The sequence below is a fragment of the Rhodococcus jostii NBRC 16295 genome, assembly GCF_001894825.1.
Lineage (GTDB): Bacteria > Actinomycetota > Actinomycetes > Mycobacteriales > Mycobacteriaceae > Rhodococcus_F > Rhodococcus_F jostii.
This window is the reverse complement of the sequence record NZ_BCWY01000123.1, coordinates 1-20,858: the sequence shown is the minus strand read 5'-3', so window position 1 is coordinate 20,858 and position 20,858 is coordinate 1. Positions and strand designations below refer to the sequence as shown.

At 68.1% G+C, this 20,858-nt stretch carries 20 protein-coding genes, 2 tRNA genes and 1 pseudogene; 10 read left to right on the top strand and 13 right to left on the bottom strand.

Annotated features, from left to right (window positions below):
• The 6 genes from RJ1_RS40625 to RJ1_RS40600 all read left to right on the top strand — a co-directional run.
• A partial coding sequence (locus tag RJ1_RS40625) for a transketolase-like TK C-terminal-containing protein (protein ID WP_439958223.1) occupies positions 1 to 662 on the top strand: 662 nt, incomplete at its 5' end.
• 74 nt (positions 663 to 736) lie between these two features.
• The gene (locus tag RJ1_RS40620; RefSeq protein ID WP_073369478.1) at positions 737 to 2,008 is read left to right on the top strand and encodes a PucR family transcriptional regulator; all 1,272 of its coding nucleotides are present in this window, start codon (positions 737 to 739) and stop codon (positions 2,006 to 2,008) included.
• A gap of 127 nt (positions 2,009 to 2,135) precedes the next feature.
• Positions 2,136 to 3,053 carry an ACP S-malonyltransferase gene (locus RJ1_RS40615; protein WP_073369476.1) on the top strand — a complete coding sequence of 306 codons (918 nt, stop codon included), beginning with the start codon at positions 2,136 to 2,138 and terminating at the stop codon, positions 3,051 to 3,053.
• A gap of 107 nt (positions 3,054 to 3,160) precedes the next feature.
• Positions 3,161 to 3,472 (top strand): meromycolate extension acyl carrier protein AcpM, encoded by a 312-nt coding sequence (gene acpM / locus RJ1_RS40610; protein ID WP_005247839.1) that lies wholly within the window; start codon positions 3,161 to 3,163, stop codon positions 3,470 to 3,472.
• An 8-nt stretch (positions 3,473 to 3,480) separates the two neighbouring features.
• Positions 3,481 to 4,731, top strand: a complete 1,251-nt coding sequence (locus tag RJ1_RS40605) for a KasA/KasB family beta-ketoacyl-ACP synthase (protein ID WP_073369473.1) — start codon at positions 3,481 to 3,483, stop codon at positions 4,729 to 4,731.
• 95 nt (positions 4,732 to 4,826) lie between these two features.
• A complete protein-coding gene (locus RJ1_RS40600) occupies positions 4,827 to 6,260 on the top strand; it encodes an acyl-CoA carboxylase subunit beta (protein ID WP_073369470.1) in 1,434 nt (477 codons plus the stop codon).
• A 78-nt stretch (positions 6,261 to 6,338) separates the two neighbouring features.
• On the opposite strand, the gene RJ1_RS40595 is transcribed toward RJ1_RS40600, so the two are convergent.
• The 4 genes and pseudogenes from RJ1_RS40595 to RJ1_RS40580 form a co-directional block, all read right to left on the bottom strand.
• Positions 6,339 to 6,848, bottom strand: a complete 510-nt coding sequence (locus RJ1_RS40595) for a DUF3145 domain-containing protein (RefSeq protein ID WP_073369468.1) — start codon at positions 6,846 to 6,848, stop codon at positions 6,339 to 6,341.
• 128 nt (positions 6,849 to 6,976) lie between these two features.
• On the bottom strand, positions 6,977 to 7,792 hold the full coding sequence (locus RJ1_RS40590) for a serine hydrolase domain-containing protein (protein ID WP_073369466.1): 816 nt from the start codon (positions 7,790 to 7,792) through the stop codon (positions 6,977 to 6,979).
• Between the two features lie 45 nt (positions 7,793 to 7,837).
• A complete protein-coding gene (locus tag RJ1_RS40585; RefSeq protein ID WP_073369463.1) occupies positions 7,838 to 8,965 on the bottom strand; it encodes an NDMA-dependent alcohol dehydrogenase in 1,128 nt (375 codons plus the stop codon).
• A 110-nt stretch (positions 8,966 to 9,075) separates the two neighbouring features.
• Positions 9,076 to 9,608 (bottom strand): annotated as a pseudogene (locus tag RJ1_RS40580) (DinB family protein).
• Between the two features lie 67 nt (positions 9,609 to 9,675).
• Between RJ1_RS40580 and RJ1_RS48425 the strand changes: the two are divergent.
• Both RJ1_RS48425 and RJ1_RS48420 read left to right on the top strand, forming a co-directional pair.
• Positions 9,676 to 10,038, top strand: a complete 363-nt coding sequence (locus RJ1_RS48425) for an MBL fold metallo-hydrolase (RefSeq protein WP_240319736.1) — start codon at positions 9,676 to 9,678, stop codon at positions 10,036 to 10,038.
• Positions 10,035 to 10,508: an MBL fold metallo-hydrolase gene (locus RJ1_RS48420; RefSeq protein ID WP_240319737.1), complete on the top strand. Its 474-nt coding sequence runs from the start codon at positions 10,035 to 10,037 to the stop codon at positions 10,506 to 10,508. The genes RJ1_RS48425 and RJ1_RS48420 overlap by 4 nt, the downstream gene beginning before the upstream one ends.
• 18 nt (positions 10,509 to 10,526) lie before the next feature.
• On the opposite strand, the gene RJ1_RS40570 is transcribed toward RJ1_RS48420, so the two are convergent.
• The 5 genes from RJ1_RS40570 to RJ1_RS40550 all read right to left on the bottom strand — a co-directional run bounded on the left by RJ1_RS40570 (position 10,527) and on the right by RJ1_RS40550 (position 13,414).
• Positions 10,527 to 11,009, bottom strand: a complete 483-nt coding sequence (locus RJ1_RS40570; RefSeq protein WP_073369460.1) for an adenosine-specific kinase — start codon at positions 11,007 to 11,009, stop codon at positions 10,527 to 10,529.
• Positions 11,010 to 11,091: 82 nt separating this feature from the next.
• Positions 11,092 to 11,706 carry a maleylpyruvate isomerase family mycothiol-dependent enzyme gene (locus RJ1_RS40565; RefSeq protein ID WP_073369480.1) on the bottom strand — a complete coding sequence of 205 codons (615 nt, stop codon included), beginning with the start codon at positions 11,704 to 11,706 and terminating at the stop codon, positions 11,092 to 11,094.
• Between the two features lie 60 nt (positions 11,707 to 11,766).
• Positions 11,767 to 11,840, bottom strand: a tRNA-Ile gene (locus tag RJ1_RS40560).
• A gap of 201 nt (positions 11,841 to 12,041) precedes the next feature.
• Positions 12,042 to 13,214: an AI-2E family transporter gene (locus RJ1_RS40555; protein WP_073369453.1), complete on the bottom strand. Its 1,173-nt coding sequence runs from the start codon at positions 13,212 to 13,214 to the stop codon at positions 12,042 to 12,044.
• Between the two features lie 127 nt (positions 13,215 to 13,341).
• Positions 13,342 to 13,414 (bottom strand) — tRNA-Asn (locus tag RJ1_RS40550).
• A 138-nt stretch (positions 13,415 to 13,552) separates the two neighbouring features.
• Between RJ1_RS40550 and RJ1_RS40545 the strand changes: the two genes are divergently transcribed.
• Positions 13,553 to 13,801 carry a hypothetical protein gene (locus RJ1_RS40545; protein ID WP_073369441.1) on the top strand — a complete coding sequence of 83 codons (249 nt, stop codon included), beginning with the start codon at positions 13,553 to 13,555 and terminating at the stop codon, positions 13,799 to 13,801.
• 13 nt (positions 13,802 to 13,814) lie between these two features.
• Here the strand turns inward: RJ1_RS40545 and dnaG are convergent, their stop codons facing one another.
• The 4 genes from dnaG to RJ1_RS40525 form a co-directional block, all read right to left on the bottom strand.
• On the bottom strand, positions 13,815 to 15,749 hold the full coding sequence (gene dnaG, locus RJ1_RS40540; protein ID WP_073369438.1) for a DNA primase: 1,935 nt from the start codon (positions 15,747 to 15,749) through the stop codon (positions 13,815 to 13,817).
• Between the two features lie 48 nt (positions 15,750 to 15,797).
• Positions 15,798 to 17,003, bottom strand: coding sequence for a lipase family protein (locus RJ1_RS40535; protein WP_073369435.1), 1,206 nt, complete (start codon positions 17,001 to 17,003; stop codon positions 15,798 to 15,800).
• Positions 17,004 to 17,088: 85 nt separating this feature from the next.
• On the bottom strand, positions 17,089 to 18,387 hold the full coding sequence (locus RJ1_RS40530; protein ID WP_073369433.1) for a deoxyguanosinetriphosphate triphosphohydrolase: 1,299 nt from the start codon (positions 18,385 to 18,387) through the stop codon (positions 17,089 to 17,091).
• Positions 18,388 to 18,394: 7 nt separating this feature from the next.
• Positions 18,395 to 19,087: a YdcF family protein gene (locus RJ1_RS40525; RefSeq protein ID WP_073369430.1), complete on the bottom strand. Its 693-nt coding sequence runs from the start codon at positions 19,085 to 19,087 to the stop codon at positions 18,395 to 18,397.
• 69 nt (positions 19,088 to 19,156) lie between these two features.
• Here RJ1_RS40525 and RJ1_RS40520 point away from each other — a divergent pair.
• On the top strand, positions 19,157 to 20,858 hold a 1,702-nt coding region (locus tag RJ1_RS40520), incomplete at its 3' end, for a TPM domain-containing protein (protein ID WP_073369428.1).

Below are 20,858 nucleotides of genomic sequence, written 5' to 3'. Positions count from 1 at the left end.
AGGGTGTGGACGGGTTCGGTGGCGAGGACATCTTCTACTACATCACCCTCTACAACGAGCCCTACTCCCAGCCCGCCGAACCGGAGAACCTGAACGTCGAGGGCCTGCTCAAGGGCATGTACCTGTTCAAGAAATCCGAGGCATCCGGTCCGAAGGCCCAGATTTTGGTCTCCGGCGTCACCATGCCCGAGGGCCTGCGGGCCCAGCAGCTGCTCGCCGACGAGTGGGGTGTGGCCGCCGACCTGTGGTCGGTCACCTCCTGGGGTGAGCTGCGCCGCGACGGCATCGAATCGGAGCGCCAGGCCCTGCGCGACCCCGGCACCGACGCCCCGCTGCCGTATGTCACGCAGGCACTGTCCGATGCGGCCGGCCCGTTCGTCGCCGCCTCCGACTGGATGCGCGCGGTCGCGGATCAGATCCGGCAGTGGGTGCCCGGCTCGTACACCACCCTCGGCACCGACGGGTTCGGCTTCTCCGACACCCGCCCCGCCGCCCGCCGGTACTTCAACGTCGACGCCGAATCCATCGTCGTCGCCGTCCTGTCCGCCCTCGCCGGTGAAGGCACCCTCGACCGCTCCAAGGCCGTCGACGCCGCCAACCGGTACCGCATCGACGACGTCCGCGCCGCCGCCGTGTCCTACACCGACACCGGGAGCGCATAACCCGAGATCCTCACCCACCGCCGCCCGTGTGTCCGTCGGACAACACGGGCGGCGGTGGGCGTAGGTTCTTGACTATGGTCGAGCAGAGTCCGTTGGTCTCCCGCAGACGACAAACCCGGGATCCGTTGCCCGACGCACTGTTGCGTCGCGTCAAACAGTTCTCCGGACGCCTCTCGACCGAGGCCGTCACGACGATGCAGGATCAGCTGCCGTTCTTCGACGACCTCGACGCCGCCCAACGCTCCAACGTGCAGTTGCTGGTCCAGACGGCGGTCGTCAACTTCCTCGAATGGCTCAAGAACCCGGACAGCGACATCCGGTTCAGCCTGGACGCGTTCCAGGTCATTCCGCAGGACCTCGCGCGCAGGCTCACCCTCAGCCAGACGGTGGACATGGTGCGCGTGGCGATGGAGTTCTTCGAGCAGTGGCTCCCCGCGCTCGCCCGCAACGACCAGCAGCTGATCGCCCTCACCGAGGCCGTGCTGCGGTACGGCCGCGAACTCGGTTTCGCGGCCGCCTCCGTGTACGCCAGTGCAGCGGAGTCCCGCGGCGCCTGGGACACCCGGCTCGAGGCGCTCGTGGTCGACGCTGTGGTCCGCGGTGACACCGGTTCCGACATGTTGTCGCGGGCGGCGACCCTCAACTGGGACGCGACCGCTCCCGCCACCGTCATCGTCGGCACGCCGCCCGAGGACGAGCGGGTGTCCGTCGTCGGCACGGTCCACACGATCGCGCAGAAGCACGGCCGCGCCGCCCTCGCCGTCGTGCAGGGCTCGCGGCTCGTGATGGTGGTCAGCGGCGAACTCCAGGAGGGGTCGGGTCACTCGAGCTTCATGACAGATCTGCTCGGCAAGTTCTCGGACGAGCCGGTGATCATCGGGCCGACGACGCCGACGCTGGGCGCGGCGCACTTCAGTGCCGTCGAGGCGCTGGCCGCAATGCAGGCGGTGGCCGGCTGGCGGGGCGCCCCTCGACCGGTCCACGCCGCCGAGCTGCTACCCGAACGCGCACTGCTCGGTGACAACGCCGCTGTCACCGCTCTGAACGACCATCTGGTCGCGCCGCTGGCGGCCGCCGGAGGTGTTCTCACCGACACTTTGGACGCGTATCTCGACTGTGGAGGTGCGGTTGAGACTTGCGCCCGGCAGCTGTTTGTTCATCCAAATACTGTGCGGTATCGACTCAAGAGAATCGCCGAAGTCACCGGACGCGATCCGACGAATCCGCGGGATGCGTACGTGCTCAGAGTGGCCGCGACAGTGGGGCGATTGACACATTCCCATAACGAACCCATTACACGTTTAACACCAGTCACACCCTTCCCATTCGGAGAAGCAGGGCTGTAACGAACGCATGTCCAGATTCGATGCGAGCACCCCACGTGCAATTTTGTGGGAACCCAACAAATCCGCCGACGAAGGTTCATCCGCAACGACATCTCGCAGTACGCGGTTGACGGTGTTCTCTTGAAGAGTGATTTCGTTGCTCGCCCCGGGTCAGGGCTCTCAGACTCCCGGCATGCTCATCCCTTGGTTGGAGCTGCCGGGTTCTCATGACCGTGTCGAACTGTGGTCGAAGGCTGCCGGCCTCGATCTCGTCCGCCTCGGTACCACCGCGACAGCGGAGGAGATCACCGACACGTCGGTGACCCAGCCGCTCGTCGTGGCCGCCGCGCTCCTCGCCTTCGAGGAACTCGACGCGCGCGGCCTGGTTCCCTCGGACACCATCGCGGCCGGACACTCGGTCGGTGAACTCGCCGCCGCCGCGGTCGCCGGCGTCCTGTCCGCCGACGACGCCGTCGCCCTCGCCGCCGTCCGCGGCGCGGAGATGGCCAAGGCGTGCGCACTCGAGCCGACCGGCATGTCCGCCGTCCTCGGGGGCGACGAGGCCGAGGTGCTCGCCCGCCTCGACGAACTGGGGCTCGAGCCCGCCAACCGCAACGCCGCCGGCCAGATCGTCGCGGCAGGTCTGCTATCGGCTCTCGAGGAGCTCGCGGCCAACCCGCCCCAGAAGGCGCGGGTCCGCGCACTTCCGGTCGCCGGCGCGTTCCACACCCGGTTCATGGCCCCCGCCCAGGAGGCCGTCACCGAGGCTGCGTCCAAGATCACACCGGGTGAACCCACCCGCACTCTGCTCTCCAACGCCGACGGCGCACCGGTCGCATCCGGCGCCGACGCACTGACTAAGCTGGCCGCGCAGGTAACCCGACCTGTGCGTTGGGACCTGTGTACCGCAAGCCTGCGGACCGCTCAGGTCTCCGCGATCGCGGAGCTTCCACCAGCCGGAACCCTGGTCGGTATCGCCAAGCGTGAAATGCGCGGCACGCCGACTCTGGCACTCAAGACCCCGGGGGATATCTCCGCGCTAGCCGAACTGACAGAACTCGGCTAGTTTGCTGCGCGCACCTCGGTGCGTGCAGGGCCCGCAGGCGCGGCCGATGGGGGCGCGCCTGCAACAACTCCAGATACATCTACACCGAATCAGAAGGGAGCCACTCAGTGGCCGCCACCCAGGAAGACATCATCGCCGGACTCGCGGAGATCATCGAGGAGGTCACCGGTATTGAGCCGTCCGAGGTGACCATCGAAAAGTCTTTCGTCGACGACCTCGACATCGACTCCCTCTCCATGGTTGAGATCGCCGTCCAGACCGAGGACAAGTACGGCGTGAAGATCCCCGACGAGGATCTCGCCGGACTGCGCACCGTCGGTGACGCCGTGTCCTACATCCAGAAGCTCGAAGCAGAAGGTGGCGCCGACGCGGAGGCTGTGAAGGCCAAGCTCGAAGCTGCCAAGAACGACGAGGAGTGAGCTCAGCCGTGACTTCCGCCTCGACCAACGGGAGACAGTTCCCCAACATCGTCGTCACCAGCCTCGCGGCTACGACGTCGATCGCTGGTGACGTGGATGCCACGTGGAAGGGCCTGTTGGCCGGCGAGAGCGGCATCGACACCATCCGGGAAGCCTTCGTCACGGAGAACGACCTGCCGGTGACGATCGGCGGCAAGCTCAAGGTGTCGCCCGACGAGTCGCTGTCCCGCGTCGAGATCCGCCGGATGAGTTTCGTCGAGCGGCTGGCGCTCGTCCTGGGCCGTCAGGTCTGGGAGAACGCCGGTAGCCCGGAGGTCGACAAGGACCGCCTCGGCGTCGTGATCGGCACCGGACTCGGCGGCGGCGAAGCACTGATCGACGCCGTCGAGAAGATGAAGGCCGGTGGCTACCGCAAGGTGTCGCCGTTCGCCGTCCAGATGGTGATGCCCAACGGTCCGTCGGCCACCGTCGGACTCGAGCTGGGGGCTCGCGCCGGAGTGATCACTCCCGTGTCGGCCTGCTCCTCGGGTTCCGAGGCCATCGCCCATGCGTACCGCATGCTGGTGATGGGCGACGCTGACATCATCGTCGCCGGTGGCGTGGAGGGTTACCTCGACGCCGTGCCGATCGCGAGCTTCGCGATGATGCGCGCGCTGAGCACACGCAACGACGATCCGAAGGCGGCTTCGCGGCCGTTCGACAAGGATCGTGACGGCTTCGTGTTCGGTGAGGCCGGAGCCATGATGGTCCTCGAAACCGAGGAGCACGCCAAGGCTCGCGGTGCCACCATCCACGCCCGCCTGCTGGGCGCGGGGATCACCTCCGACGGGTTCCACATCGTCGCCCCCGATCCTTCGGGTTCAGGTGCTGCGCGGGCCATGACGCGGGCGATCGAGACTGCTGGATTGACGAAGAAGGACATCCAGCACATCAACGCGCACGCCACGGCCACGCCGATCGGTGACACGGCAGAGGCGAACGCCATCACGGCTGCCGTCGGCAACCATGCTGCGGTGTACGCGCCGAAGTCCGCGTTGGGGCACTCGATCGGCGCCGTCGGTGCGCTCGAGGCGGTGCTCACGGTCCTGAGTCTGCGTGACGGAGTCATTCCGCCCACGCTGAATCTCGAGAATCAGGATCCAGAGATCGACCTGGATGTCGTGAAGGGCGAAGCCCGTTACGGCGAGATCGATTTCGCGATCAACAACTCGTTTGGTTTCGGTGGGCACAACGTCGCGCTCGCCTTCGGCCGGGCCTGACAGCCGGTCCTGCTAGATCGCGGGTGGAGACCCCTTCTCGAAGGGGTCTCCACCCATCGACAGCCCCATCCGGGCCCGCTACAGAGGAGGACGCGATGACAATCCTGGCACCCGCGACGAAGTCCGATGCATCGATCGATCCGCGCGATCCCCTTGCGCGCCTGGAGAAGCTGTTCGACGCCGGGACCGTCGTCCCGCTCCATCCGCGTGACAAGTCCGGTGTGCTGGCCGCGTCCGGCAACATCGACGGTGTCCGCACCATCGCCTACTGCTCCGACGCCACCGTCATGGGTGGTGCCATGGGCGTCGAAGGCTGCAAGCACATCGTGACGGCGATCGACACCGCCCTCGAGGAAGATGCCCCGATCGTGGGTCTCTGGCACTCGGGCGGCGCGCGTCTCGCCGAGGGCGTCGAGGCCCTGCACGCCGTCGGACTGGTCTTCGAGGCCATGGTCCGCGCGTCCGGCCGCGTCCCACAGATTTCCGTCGTCCTCGGCTTCGCAGCCGGTGGAGCGGCCTACGGTCCCGCGCTCACCGACGTCGTCATCATGGCGCCGGAAGCCCGTGTCTTCGTCACCGGACCCGACGTGGTCCGCAGTGTCACCGGTGAACAGGTCGACATGGTGTCCCTCGGCGGTCCCGACACCCACACCAAGAAGTCGGGCGTCGCGCACATCGCCGCCCACGACGAGGGCGACGCCCTGCACCGGGCCCGCCGCCTGGTGTCGATGTTCTGCGAACAGGGCGAGTTCGATCAGGCTGCGGCCGCGCACGGCGACACCGATCTTCGCGCCCTCATGCCGGAGTCGGCGAAGCGCGCTTACGACGTCCGTCCGATCGTTCACGAACTTCTCGACAACGTCGAGGGCGAGTCGAGTTTCGAGGAGCTGCAGGGCAATTACGCCCGCAGCATCGTCACCGGCCTCGGACGCCTCGGTGGCCGCACCGTCGGTGTCATCGCCAACAACCCGCTCCGCCTCGGTGGTTGCCTCAACTCGGAGAGCGCCGAGAAGTCGGCTCGTTTCGTCCGGCTGTGCAACGCTTTCGGCATCCCGCTCGTCGTGGTCGTCGACGTCCCCGGGTACCTGCCCGGTGTGAGCATGGAATGGGAAGGCGTGGTCCGCCGCGGCGCCAAACTGCTCCACGCGTTCGCCGAGGCCACCGTTCCCCGCGTGACGGTCGTGACTCGGAAGATCTACGGCGGCGCCTACATCGCAATGAACTCCCGCGCGCTCGGCGCCACCGCCGTCTACGCGTGGCCGGACGCCGAGGTCGCCGTGATGGGCGCCAAGGCCGCTGTCGGCATCCTGCACAAGCGTGCCCTCGCCGCCGCGCCGGAGGAAGAGCGTGAGGCTCTGCACGAGCGTCTGGCCATCGAGCACGAGAGCATCGCCGGCGGCGTCGACCGGGCCGTCGCGATCGGTGTGGTGGACGAGGAGATCGATCCCGCCAAGACGCGCAGTGTCGTCACCGCTGCCCTGGCCGCCGCTCCCGCCGGCCGCGGCGATCACAAGAACATCCCGCTGTGATCTGAGCTCTGTTCGAGAGAAAGCCCCCACCGTTGTGAACTGGTGGGGGCCTTTTCGTGTGCGTGGACGTAAGTGAGGTCAGCCGACGTCGCGACGCAACCAGGTGACCTCGGCGCCTTCTCCGCCGCTACGGAACGGCTCGAGAGCCTCGTCCCATGCGGTTCCGAGTGCGTAGTCCAGTTCGGCGGCGATGTCGCCTCCCGCTTGCATCAGTGCCCGCAGGCGCATCTCCCCCACGACGACGTCGCCGTTGGCGCTGGTGGACCCGTGCCACAGACCCATGCCGGGCACGTGGCTGTACCGCTCGCCGTCCACGCCCTCACTGGGATCCTCGGTGACCTCGAAGCGCAGCATCGGCCAGGCGCGGAGCGCGTTGACCAGCCGCGAGGCGGTGCCGACGGGCCCCACCCAGCTGGTGGTCGCGCGCAGGACGCCGTTGGAGGCCGGCTGCGAGGTCCATTTCAGGTTCGCTCGGCAGTCGAGGGTCGCGGTCAGCGCCCATTCGATATGGGGGCACAACGCGGCGGGCGACGAGTGGATGTAGACAACACCAGCCGTCACGTCCGCGAACTGATTCAATGCGCGCACTCGAGCCTCCTGCTTCGACGAGGGACGTCTTCCCCAACGGCCTCAGTCGGTGTGTGCAGCACGCTCGGTTGACCAGTGTGCCCTGTGATGCCTGTGTTGCGCCAGTGATTCGATCAATCGGTGTGTCATCACATTCGGCGTTCCGAGAGGATACCGTCGCTCAGCTCGGTCCACAGGGGCTTGGCCCAGTCGCCGAAGTCGCGGTCCGTCAGCGCGACGCACGCCAGCCCCGCGGCCGGGTCGACCCACAGGAACGTCCCGGACTGCCCGAAGTGACCGAACGTCTGCGGCGAGTTACCCGTACCCGTCCAGTGCGGACTCTTACCCGATCGGATCTCGAAGCCCAGACCCCAGTCGTTGGGCCGCTGTGAGCCGTATCCGGGCAGGATTCCGTCGAGTCCGGGGAATTGGACGGATGTTGCCTCTGCGAGCGTCTGAGGCGAAATGAGCGCCGAGCGGAACAGTTCGGCCGCGAACCGTCCGAGATCGCCCGCCGACGCCTGCGCTCCGTGTCCGGCCGGTCCCACGAGTGCGGACGAATCCATCGACAACGGAGCGAACACGGATTCCGCGACGTACTCGGCGAAATCGATCGACGTCTCGGCGGCGAGGAAGTCGGCAAGCACCTCGAAGCCGGCGCTCGAGTAGATGCGTTTGCGCTCCGGTGCGGTCTGCACGCGGTCGGTGTCGAACGCGAGACCCGACGCGTGCGCCAGCAGATGACGGACGGTCGAGCCCTCCGGGCCTGCGGGCTGGTCGAGTTCGACGGCCTCCTCCTCGGTGGCCACCAGCACTGCGTACGCGCAGAGCAGCTTGGTCACCGAGGCCAGCGGGAAGACGCGCTGCTGGTCGCCGTACTCGCCGATCACCCCTTCGTCTCGCGACAGGACCACCGCCGCAGCGTTGTCCACGGGCCATCGGGCGATCTGATCGAGACTCTGCACCCGGTCAGCCTACGAGAACGGCCCGCGGTCAGCTGCGGTGAGCCGTCACCAGTCGGCTTCGGTGTACCGGATGACGCCGCGAATGTTCTTGCCGTCGAGCATGTCCTGATACCCGTCGTTGACCCCTTCGAGGGTGTAGGTGCGGGTGATCATGTCGTCGAGGTTCAGCTGCCCCGACTTGTACATGGCCAGCAGGTTCGGGATCTCGACCCGAGCGTTGCCGCCGCCGAAGATGGTGCCCTTCAGGTCCTTCTGGAGCATCGAGAAGAGGAACAGGTTCAGCTTGACGTCCATGTCGGTCATGGCACCCATGGCGGTGACGACGCAGGTGCCGAACTTGCTGGTGAGCAACAGGGCTTCCTCGACGTATTCGCCGTGCATCTCCCCGACCGTGATGATCGTCTTCTGTGCCATCAGCCCGTTGGTGAGGGCGATGATCGGCTCGATTGCGGCAGCGGCACTCTCGAACGCGTGGGTGGCCCCGAACTTGAGTGCCTGTTCCCGCTTCCACGGCACCGGGTCGATGGCGAAGATCTGCCGCGCACCAGACGCCACCGCGCCCTGCAGCGCGCTCATGCCGACGCCGCCGACACCCATGATGACGACGGATTCGCCCGGCTTCACCTCCGCCATCCGCGTCGCCGAACCCCACCCGGTGGGCACACCGCAGCCGACGAGCGCGGCGACGTCGAACGGGATGTCCTTGTCGATCTTCACGACCGACGTCTCGTGCACGACCATGTAGGGCGAGAACGTGCCGAGCAGGCACATCGGGATGACGTTCTCACCGCGCGCGTGGATGCGGAAGGTGCCGTCGCTGATGGCGAGGCCGCTCAGGAGCCCCATCCCGAGGTCACACAGATTCTGGTGTCCCGCCGAACATGCCGGACAGCGTCCGCAGGCGGGTACGAAGGAAAGCACCACGTGGTCGCCGACCTCGAGATCCTTCACCTCCGGCCCCAGCTTCGTGATGACGCCCGACCCCTCGTGGCCGCCCATGATCGGGAAGGATGCCATGGGCATCGAACCGGTGACGATGTGATGGTCGGAGTGGCACATGCCGGCGGCTTCCATGCGAATCTGCACCTCGCCCGCCACCGGTTCGCCGATCTCGATCTCCTCGACCGACCACGGCTCGTTCAGGCCCCACAGGATCGCACCCTTGGTCTTCATGTGACTCCCAACCCTTCATTCATGTCTGCGCATCTGCTGATGTGACGATAGACACAAACTCGCCGAATTGGAACACGTTCTACCGAATCGGGTCCGGGAATCCGAAACTGTTACCCCGACACGTCGTGGAGGTGGTGGATCGGGTCGTGGACGAAGTACTTGGCCAACGACTCCACCGTGAACGACGCGCCGTCGCTGCGACGTCCGGTCCGTCCCCGGAACTCCGGGGCGACGGCCGCGAAGTCGGCGGCCACCGCCGCGCCGGCCTCACGCAGTTCGGAGGCCACCTCGGCCGGGTCCTGCTCGTTGTAGCGCTCGGACACGGCGGTCTCGTCCTGATCCCAGTTGGGGAACAGCGGATCCGTCTCGTCGAGTATGAGACGAAGCCGGACGTCGAAGATCCGGAACACGTCGCGCACATGCGCCGCGTACTCGAGTGCCGACCAACGTCTGCTCGTCCGGCCGGACCGTGACGTCGGGGCGGGCGAGCACCGGCGACCAGGCGTCGGCATTCGCGCGATCCAGCGCCGGAATGTCGTTGTAGGGGGTTGCCGTAGGGGGTTGCCGCCGAGTCGAACCCGCAGTCGGGGCAGGCCCGGTCGAGGACCCAGGTCCAGTTCTTCGTGTCGGGAGTGATCGCCATGGCGGCCATCGTAGAGCGGCGACACGGTCACGCCGCACGCTTGCGGCGCGCCGGTACCGTCACGAGGATGCGCGCCACCTTCCTCGGTGTTTCCACGGTCCTGCTGTCCGACGGCGAGACGGCGGTGATGACGGACGGGTTCTTCTCCCGGCCGCCGCTCCTGCGATCGGTCCTGCGACCCCTCCGCCCCGACCGCGCCGCTATCGACCGGGCTCTCGCGCGGGTTCGGACCGACCGCCTGGCCGCCGTCCTCGTCGCGCACTCGCACTACGACCACGCGCTGGACTCTCCGATCGTGGCGCAGCGCACCGGCGGGAACTCGTCGGTTCGCCGTCGACGCGGCACATCGCCGAGGGTTACGGGTTCGCGATGGACCGGTTCCGGACGATCGAGCTGCGAACACCTTTGCGGTACGGCGCATTCGAGGTGACCGCGTTGCCCGCGGCGCACAGCCCCGGAGCGAAGTTTCCGGGCACGATCGAACACGCCGTCCACCCACCGGCGTCGATCCGCGAGTACGCACAGGGCGACTGCTTCTCGTTCCACTTCGCACACCCGGACGGCCGGATCCTCGTCCATGCCAGCGCGAACTTCGTTCCCGGCGCACTCGACGGATACGACGCCGACACCGTCTATCTCGGCATCGGAACGCTCGGCAAGCAGTCCGACGAGTTCCGCCGGGAGTACTGGGAGGCACTCGTGACCCGCACCGGCGCCCGCCGGGTGATCCCGATCCACTGGGACAATTTCTGGAAGCCGCTGCACCGGCCGCTGACACCACTCCCCCGCTTCGCCGACAACTTCCGGCGGTCCCTGCGATTCCTCACCGAGAAAGGCCTGGCCGAGGGCGTCGACGTGCAGTTCCCCGTCGCGTGGGAGAACAGCGACCCGCTGGCGTAGAGTCCGGGCGCCGCTCGCTCAGAGCTTGTACCCGATGGTCCGGAGCAACGCCTTGCGGTCGGCGACGTCGGCATCAGTCTCCACACCGGCAGGTGGGCCTCCGTCGATCACGCCGGCGATGCCCCGGCCGAGTTCCGTCTCGGCCACGATGATTTCGACGGGGTTGGCGGTGGCGCAGAAGATGCCGCACACCTCCGGCACCTGTTTCAGCGTGTTCAGGACGTTCACCGGGTAGCCGTCCTCCACGAACACGAAGAACGAGTGGCCCGCACCGACCGCGACGGCGTTGCGCGTGGCCAACTCGACGAGACGATCGTCGTTGCCGGAACAGCGCACGAGGCGAGGCCCCGACGCTTCGCAGAACGCCACCCCGAACCGGAGGTGCGGACCCACTCCGGCCAGTGCCTCGTGTATGTCCTCGACGGTCTTGATGAAGTGGGACTGCCCGACGATCACGTTCATGTCGTCGGGCTTGTCGATTGCCACGATCTGCAGCTCCACGATGGCCTCCTCGAGTGCCTTTCAGTCTGCCCCGCTCCGGCGCCGAGAACAACGACGCGGCAGGTTCGTCTGCCGCCGCTGATCAGGCTCCGATGTGGGCGGCGAGTGTCGACCGGCCGGGGCCGGTGAGGTCGCCGAGTGCGTCGCGACGCCCGGCCATCGCCATCAACAGCGCTTCCCCGCTTCCGCGGACCTGCGGCCCCCGGCCGTAGGACCAGTCGAGATCCGCTGCCACCAACGTGACCCCGCGGGCTCGCCAGGCGCCGCGGATCAGCGGGGCGAAACGTGCGAAGTCCAGCGCCGCACGCAGCCGCTGCGGCGGGATGGTCCGGGGAATAGCGAGGGGCCGCCGGATGTCCTGCTGATGGATCATGCCGTCGACGAGGCCGATCATCCCGCCGAAACCGGCTGGCAAACCGCTGGGTTCGGCATGTATGCGCATCAAGTCCACCAACTCCTCGGTGGTGCGGTCCGCGAGGTCGGCCACCCCGAGCTCGTTGACCCGCACCTGTAGGAACCCGCCCTTCCCGAACCGGAGGAGCAGATCGCGGAGGTCGAGTTCGTCGTAGCTGATCACGTGCGCGGCGACGTCCCGAACCCGCCACCGCTCACACAGGCTCGGCGACTCCCACTGCTGCGCGGACAGCCCGGCGAGCAGCTCGGCAAATTCCTCGCGCTCCTCGCGTGCCAAGGTCATGGTGTTCACACTGCCCGCATCTGGGCAGGCTCGGGAAGACCGGACCGACCGGTGAAGGGGTGGGGCGGGCGGGGCTCGAACCCGCGACCAATGGATTATGAGTCCACGGCTCTAACCGACTGAGCTACCGCCCCATCACCGCACTGCACGCGATCGCGGCCTGCCGATGTTACCGTGCCCCCGCCGTGGGCGAGTAGCCGGGACGAAGCCCGCCCTGACAGCGCAATTCGCCGTGGCGCATCCGACGCGGCTCCTGTCGGACCAGCTGCTTTCTCCGCCGGGTGCGCAACGACGACTCCCGGGGTACTGGCCGACATCGACACTTCCCGGTAGGTCTACTCGTCCTCGGAATCGTGGCCTTCTTCGTCGCGCGCGTGTTCGCGCTGTTCGACTGAGGCGGCGCCCGACCGACCCTCGTCTGCGACGAGTTCGTACCGTCGCCCGTACGTCTCGACGAGAGCCTGGATAGCCGCGACCACCGGGACGGAGACCAGCGCACCGACCGCACCGAACAGCGAGGCGCCCACGATCACCGACCCGAACGCGACCGCGGGGTGGATCGAGACCGTCGCGGACGTGATGCGCGGGTGGAGCACGTAGTTCTCGATCTGCTGGTAGACGGTCCCGAACACGATCACCCACACACCGTCCATCGGCTGGGATGCGGCGGCGATGATCGCGGGGAGAGCGATCGCGAGATAGGTGCCGAGAGTGGGGACGAACTGCGAGACGATGCCGGTCCACAGCGCAAGCGGCAGCCAGTAGGGCACGCCGATCACCACGAGGAAGATGCCGGTCGCGATCGAACTCACGGCAGCGAGGATCAGCCGTGACACCACATAGCCACCGGCCTTCTCGACCGAGATCTCCCAGACGACCGAGATGACCCGCTGTTGCCGCGCCGGAAACCAGCTCGAAATCGTCCGGCGAAGGGCCGGCCCCTGCGCCGACATGTAGAACACGAACAGCAGCAGCGTCAGCATCTGGAACACGACGCCGAGCAGCGAGGACAACACACCCAGAACGCCTGGGGTGAAGCGCTGCGCAAGGTCGCGGATGGTCTCGGGCGTGAGGTGGATCAGGTCTTCACCGGTCGCGAAGTCGGTGTCGAACACGCGGTTGGACCAGTCGGTGAGCGAGGACAGCGCGCCGGGCAGGGCCTTCAGGAGCTGGGCGAGTTGCTGGGCGAGCAGTGTCCCGAACAGCGCCAGGAATCCGATGGCGAAGACGAACAGCGCGAACAGCACCAGACTGGTGGCGGCGCCGCGTCGCAGCCCCCGGCGCTCGAGCCAGTCGACGACCGGCTCGAGGGTGATGCTGAACAGCCATGCGAGGAACAGCAACCCCAGAAAGCTCCGCAGGTTGACGAACAGCCAACCCGACAACTGGTAGGCGGCGACGGCGAGAATGACGTAGAAGATCGAGGGCAACAGCCACCGCGGGGCGTCGCGCGTGCCGAGCCGCCCGGCCGGCCATGTCCGCGCTGTGTCGCCGCCGTCCTCGCTCATCGCACACTCCGCCGGTCGGTTCCTCCCGATACAGCCGGAATGTACTCGCCTGGAACGCACACCGATCGGGATTTGCGAGCGGACAGCAGAAAACCCCGCTCGGACGAACCGGGCGGGGTTTTCGATGCTCCCCCGGCTGGACTCGAACCAGCAACCGTCCGATTAACAGTCGGAAGCTCTGCCAATTGAGCTACAGGGGATTATTCTGCTGTGCTTCGCCGTTCCCGGCGATGCGAGAGAAACTGTAGCGCATAGCCCCACCCCAGTACCAAATCGCCTGCCTGTCGACGCATCAGGCAGGATGGGTGAAGGTCGTTGTGCGTCGGGAGGAAGCGGGAATGATGCGGTTGTTGATCGGTATCGCTGCTGGTTACGTGCTGGGTACGCGGGCAGGACGGGCGCGCTACGAGCAGATCAGCCGGGCCACGAAGGCGGTGGCCACCAGTCCCGCCACCAGGAAGGTGTTGCAGGTGTCACGGCAGAAACTGTCCGACTCGCTGAACACGCAACCGAAGCTGGAGCCGATGAAGCCGCTCGACGAGGAAACCACCATCCTGGTTCCCCAGGATCAGCTCAAGAAGAAGTAGCCGGCGACTCGGGTCAGCCGGCCATCCCGTCCCGGTTCGTGTCGCCGATCGCCTGATCGAGCAGGCTGCGGCGGTACTGCTCGAGGGCGACGAGGTCGCCGAGCAGGGAGTGGAACTCGTCCGACTCCGTCGCCGGCGAGATCCGCTGCAGTTTGGACTTGAGTTCCGCCACCTGCTCCCCCACCCACACCTCCTGCAGGCGAGCGATCACGCCGGAGATGTATCGCGGGACGGTGTCCTCCTCGGCGGGCAGCGGCTCGACGGCGAGTTCCGACACGAGGGACGCCGCGGTGACGTCCTCGACGCCCCGGCTGACCGCGTCGACCCATTCGCCGCCGCCGAGGCCCGCGCTGGTGCCGCCGGACGCGATCATCGACTCGCGGATCACCACGTACGTCGGGTGGGTGAACGTCTCCACCGGCAGCGAATCGAATACCGTGCCCGCGATCGAGGGATACTGCAACGCGCCTTTCAGCGCCTCGCGCTGCGCCCACAGCGTCGGATCGTTCGGTCGCGGCCGCGAGAGTCCGACCGGCAACTGCGGGGTGTCCTGACTCTCCTCGCGGGCCGCCTTCTTCTTCGGGGGCGCCGGCATCGATCCGCGGGTGGACGCCCGCTTACGTGCCTCGTCGCGTACCCGCTGACGGACCGCGGCGATGTCGTCCCAGCCCACCCATCCGGACAGCTGGACGGAGTAGCTGTCGCGCAGTGTCGCTTCCTTGATCTGGGCGACCACCGGCACCGTGCGCCGCAGGGCCTCCACCCGGCCTTCGGCGGTCTCGAGGTCGTGCTCGGTGAGGATCGACTTGACCACGAACTCGAACATCGGGGTGCGACGCGCAACGAGGTCGCGGACGGCGGCGTCGCCCGACTTCTGCCGCAACTCGCACGGGTCCATGCCCTCGGGCGCGACGGCGACGAAAGTCTGCCCCGCCATCTTCTGGTCACCCTCGAACGCCTTCATCGCCGCGGCCTGGCCGGCGGCGTCCCCGTCGAACGTGTAGATGATCTCGCCGCGGAAGTAGCTGTCGTCCATGAGGAGCCGTCGCAGCATCGCGAGGTGGTCTTCACCGAACGCGGTGCCGCAGGCGGCGACGGCTGTCTTTACCCCTGCGACGTGCATCGCCATGACGTCGGTGTAGCCCTCCACCACCACGGCCTGATGCCCCTTGGCGATCTCCCGCTTGGCGAGGTCGAGACCGAACAGCACCTGAGACTTCTTGTACAGCATGGTTTCCGGTGTGTTGACGTACTTGCCGGGCATGGTGTCGTCGTCGAACAACTTGCGGGCGCCGAATCCGATGACGTCGCCGGACAGGTTCCGGATGGGCCAGAGCAGGCGCCGATGGAAGCGGTCGATGTGGCCGCGACGCCCCGCCTTCGACAAACCCGCAGCCTCGAGCTCCTTCACGTCGAAGCCCTTGCCCAGCAGATGCTTCGTGAGGATGTCCCAGCCGTCGGGCGCATACCCGCACCCGAACTGCTGCGCGACCGCCGAGTCGAAGTTCCGTTCCGTCAGGTAGTCGCGGGCCGCCTGCGCGTCGGGTTCCTGCAGCCGCGCCGAGTAGAACGCCTGCGCGGCCGCGTTGGCCGCAACGAGGCGCGCCCGGGTGCCGCGGTCCCGTTGCACCGAGGTGCCGCCACCCTCGTACGAGATGGTGTAGTTCAACCGGTCGGCGAGCTGCTCGACGGCCTCGACGAAGCTGATGTGGTCGATCTTCTGGAGGAACGAGTAGACGTCGCCGCCCTCGCCACATCCGAAGCAGTGGTAGTGGCCGTGGTTGGGCCGGACGTGGAAGGACGGCGACTTCTCGTCGTGGAAGGGGCACAGCCCCTTCATGGAGTCGCCGCCCGCGCGCTTGAGGGAGACGTACTCCCCCACGATGTCCTCGATCCGTGTGCGCTCGCGAATGGCCGCAACGTCACGATCAGGGATTCTGCCAGCCACGCCCGACAGTCTAGGCGCTCGCCCGGGGCCCGAACTTCCGCCTCGGCATCAGCAGTTCGAGGGGGCTGGGATCCCGGCGAATCGGTCGCCGAGATAGCCGAAGGCGGGACCCGCGCCGAGCATCGTGGCGGTGCCGTGGTCGGCGCCCGGGATCACGTCGAACTGCACCCGCGCACCCTGCGAGCAGTACCGTGCGACGGTGTTCTGCACCGGCCCGATCGCGACCAGGGGGTCTGCGCTGCCGTGCCAGACGAACATCGGCGTCCTCGGAACCCCGGGGTACAACTCGACACTGTTCTCGTCCATCACCGATCGTCCGGACGGATTCCCGAGGATGCCGGGACCGTTCGTCAGATCGGGCAGCGACTTCCCGGCTCCGGCGCCGAGGATCGAGTCGGTGCACATGTTGCTCATCTGCGCGCGCAGCGCGAGACCCTCGCCGTTGAGGCCGTCCCCGAGCGGCGACCGGGTCGGGTATTCACGCTCGAGCCCGATGGCGGCGGCGAAGCCCAACCCGAACGCCTGCGACCGGGTGCCGCCGAGACGGTCGGCGAGTTCACCGATGTTGACCGGGGTGCCGCCCTGGGCGGCGCCCACGATGTTCAGTTCCGGGGCGTAGGTGGGTGCGAGCGCCGCGGCCCAGTTGGTAGCCATGGCGCCGCCCGAGTATCCGGCCAGCCCGACCGGACTGCCGCCGAGCCCCGCCTCGGGGAGCCGCTGCGCGGCGCGAACCCCGTCGAGCACGAGCCGACCACCGAGTTTCGCCGCACCGTACGCGCTGGTGGGACCGAGGTGGTCGGGCACGGCGACGGCCCAGCCCCGCGCGAGGAGGGCGTTGAGGGCCGGGGCTTCCTGCAGTCCGCCGTTGAACAGCAGATGCGACGGCGCGCACTCGAGCCCGAGCGCGTTGACGTACGGCTGGTAGGACACCAGCGGCCGGTTCGCGGGAGTGCCGCGGGGTACCAGCACCGTGGTCATCGCCGCGATGGGCGCCCCGGCGGAATTGGTCGACTTGTACTCGACCTGCCAGGCGTCGGCCGTGGGGAAGCCGGTGGCTGCGACCGGGCGGCTCGCCAGCACGTCACCGTCGGCACGTGCCCCGACGTCGGCGGGCGCACCGTAGAACGGGTCGGGGTCGGCGAACGGGTACACGGGCGCAGCCTGCGCCGCGGGTGCGGCCAGCAGAGCGGCGCCGACCGCCACCGCCAGCGCTGCGGACGTCGAACCGATGATCTTGCGCACTGCAGACTTCATCCGGTCTCCCTGACCATTGGGTGCGAGCTGTCTGTAGACCTATTCGTAGCACCGCAGCGGCCGGATTGGTCCGACTTCCGCCGTGTCAGCCCCAGCTCGCCTGGGCCCCGAGACTGGACTTGTCGACGCGTTCGAGGCGGCTCTCGGTGTAGGAGGCGATCTGGTCGACGACCACCCGGACGCGGGCGGCGTCGTCGGCGGCCGCAGTCCACGCGGGAACCAGGATCGGGTCGAGACCGGCGGGCGCGGTCGCGAGCAGCCACTCGGCAACACGGTGCACGCGGTCGCGCTGGCGTTCCTGCCGGGCCCGGTGCCCGGCGTCCGACATGACGAAGTTCAGAGCGAACGTCTTGAGCAGCGCCACCTCGGCCGCCACCACAGGCGGAACCACCAGGTCGGCGTCGTAACGTGCGACCGGCTTCTCGCCGTGGACGTCGCGGGTGCCGACGATCGCGGCGGTCGCGAACCGGCCGACCAGCTCACTGGTCAGGTTCTTGAGGGCGACGGAACTGGTGAGCGTGCCGTCGTAGGTGCCCACGTCGAGGACGACGGGCAGCAGACTCAACCGCTTGGCGGCCTCGACGAGTTCCTCGACGTCCAGTCCCGGGAACTCCGAGGCACCGAATTCGGCGAGTGCCCGCCGGTCCACCGGATCGGCGAGCGAGCGCAGATCGATGCGCCCGTCGATGACGCCGTCCTCGACATCGTGCACCGAGTAGGCGACGTCGTCGGCCCAATCCATGACCTGCGCCTCGAGGCACTGGTGGCCGTCGGCGGCGCCCTCGCGAATCCACGCGAGCACGTCGGCGTCGTCGTCGTACGCGCCGAACTTGGCCCCGGGGCGCGGGCGAGTCCACGGGTACTTGATCGCCGCGTCCAGCGACGCGCGGGTCAGGTTGAGTCCGGCGCTGCTTCCGTCGGGGTTGAGTACCTTCGGTTCGAGGCTCGTCAGGATGCGCAGATTCTGGGCGTTTCCCTCGAACCCGCCGCAGCCTTCCGCGACCTCGTCGAGCGCCTTCTCCCCGTTGTGACCGTAGGGCGGGTGGCCGATGTCGTGTGCGAGGCCCGCGAGGTCGACCAGATCGGGGTCGCAGCCGAGTCCGTCCGCGATCCCGCGGCCGATCTGGGCCACCTCGATCGAGTGCGTCAACCGGGTGCGGGGAGTGTCGCCGTCCCGAGGGCCCACCACCTGAGTCTTGTCGGCGAGCCTGCGGAGGGCGGCCGAGTGCTGGACGCGGGCGCGGTCGCGGGAGAAGACCGATCGGTGCTGCGCGGCCGCGATCTGACTGCCCGGGATCCCGGCCCGTTTCGGTGCCTCGCGGACCCGGCGGGCGGCGTCGTGCGCGGAGTACACGTCGCCGAGGGGTGTCGTGTGCGCTGTCATCGAACCTCTACTGTCCGGCCGTGTAGGGGAAGTCGGCCGAGAAGTGGGTGAGCTGGTACCAGATCAACGCCCCTGTCTCCCGGGCGATTCCGTGCAACTGGGATTCGCGTGTGAACACTGCCGGCCCCTGCCGGGTGGGCGCCGTCCAGGCGTCGAGTCCGGCGTCGCGCGCCATCGTCCGCGTCCGCAGCGAATGCCACGGGTCGCTGACGAGGACCGCCGAGTGGAGGCCCTGCGCGCCCATCGCCTCGCTGACCGCTTCGATGCTGAGCAGGGTGTCGGACCCTTCCTCGACGGCGGTGATGCTGTCGGCGGGGACGCCGCGGGAGATCAGGTAGTTCTTGCCGGACGCCGCCTCCGTGTACTCGTCGCCCTCCTGCTTGCCGCCGACCGTGATGACCTCGGGAGCCACCCCCCGCTCGTACAGCTTGTACGCCTGTTCGAGGCGCGCCTCGAACACCGAGGACGGTGTGCCCGAGTACTGGGCGGCGCCGAGCACGACGATCGCGTCCGCCGTCGACGTGTCGTCGATTCGCGCGACCTGCCACACCCGGACGGCGGTGCCGACCACCAGCGCGGCGGCGAGGAGAACCACGCCGGCGATGATCCGGCGGGTCCACCGGGCCAGCGTGCCGGCGAACCCCAGGCGCGCAGGACGGCGCGGGAGATCGTGGCGTTCACGGCTCGGTGCAGAATTCACTCCCTGATTCTGCCAGCTGTCGTCGAACTATCCCGATGACGACTCGCCACACCGGATAGATTTGCTGCCATGCCACTCGCACCGCGCCTCGAGCAGACGCCGTCGTCCCGCCCGCGACTTCACATTTCCTCCGCTCGGCGATTCACCGCTCTCGGCGCTGTCACCGCACTCCTGACACTGGTGACGATCTTGTTCGGGCCCGCGATCGCGTCGGCGGATGCACCATTCCGCCTGCCCGGTCAGATCACCGACACCGTCGGTGTGCTCGACGCCGACCAGAAGAGCGACGTCCAGGCCGCGATCGACCAGCTGTACGACGAACACAAGGTGCGGTTGTGGGTGGTGTACGTTCCCGACTTCAACGGGCTCGGCGCCGGACCGTGGGCGGATCAGACGGCGCAGGCGTCCTCGCTCGGCGACCGTGACGCCCTCCTCGCGGTCGCGACGGTCGACCGCGAGTACGCGCTCATCGCGCCGGACGGACTCTCCGAGATCACCAGCGACGAGGCCGAGTCGATCCGGGTGGATGCAGTGGAACCGGCTCTGCGTGAGGAGGACTGGGCGGGCGGTGCCATCGCCGCGGCGGGGGGACTGGGCGACGCTATGAGTCCGGGCAAGGGAATGTCGGTGCGCACGCTACTGGTCGGCGGAGGTGTGGTCGTCGTGGGTGCGGGTGGCATCGTGCTGTACTCGCGCAAGAAGAAGCACGACCTTACCCGGGCAGGTGCCGAGGCGGCGCGCAGCATCAGCCCCGAGGACACGGCCGCACTGACGGCGCTGCCGCTGCCGACGCTCGACGAGCGCGCCAAGGAGGTGCTCGTCGAGACCGACAATGCCCTGCGCACGAGCCAGGAGGAACTCGAGCTTGCCCGCGGTGAATTCGGCGATCAGGCCACGGCGTCGTTCACCGCGGCATTCGAGAAGGCGAAGTCCACCCTCGCGGCGGCGTTCACGGTGCGGCAGCGACTCGACGACGCGATCCCCGAGACCCCGCAGCAGCAACGGGAGATGCTGATCGACATCGTCACCTCGTGCGGGCGCGCAGACCGTGAGCTCAACGAGCGGGTGCAGGAGTTCGACGGGCTGCGGGACCTGCTGATCAACGCCCCCGACCGCCTCGACGCGCTCACCCGGGACATGGTCGCGTTGACGGTGCGCATCCCCGACTCGACCCGGATCCTCGCCACCCTGCAGACCGAATTCCCCGCCGCCGCACTCGCTTCCGTCGCCCACAACGTGACGATGGCGGAGGAGCAGCTCGCGTTCGCGGAACGGTCCGTCGCCGAGGGCCGCGACGCGACAGCCCTGCCGCCCGGGAAGCAGGGACCGGCCGTGTCCGCGATCCGCGGAGCCGAGGGCGCGCTGGAGCAGGCCCGGACGTTGCTCGACGCCGTCGATCACGCCGCCGACGACATCCGCCACGCCATCGCTACCCTGCCGGCCGCGATCACCGACGTGGAGTCCGGGATCGCGGCCGCGGCCCCGTTCACCGAGCAGGGTGGGGCCCGGCTCGCATCCGCCCGGGCCGCGGCCGAGGCAGCGCTGTCGGCGGCCCGGACGGCCGCCGACACCGACCCGCTCGGCAGCTTCACCCAGATCGTCAAGGCCGACGCCGAACTCGACGCCGTCCTCGCCGAAGCGGAGGAATCCCGGCAGCAGGCCGAACGTGCGCAGCAGCGCCTCGAACAGGACCTCGTGGCGGCGCAGTCGCAGGTCACGGCGGCGTCGGACTTCATCGGCACGCGCCGCGGTGCGGTCGGCGCGGAGGCCC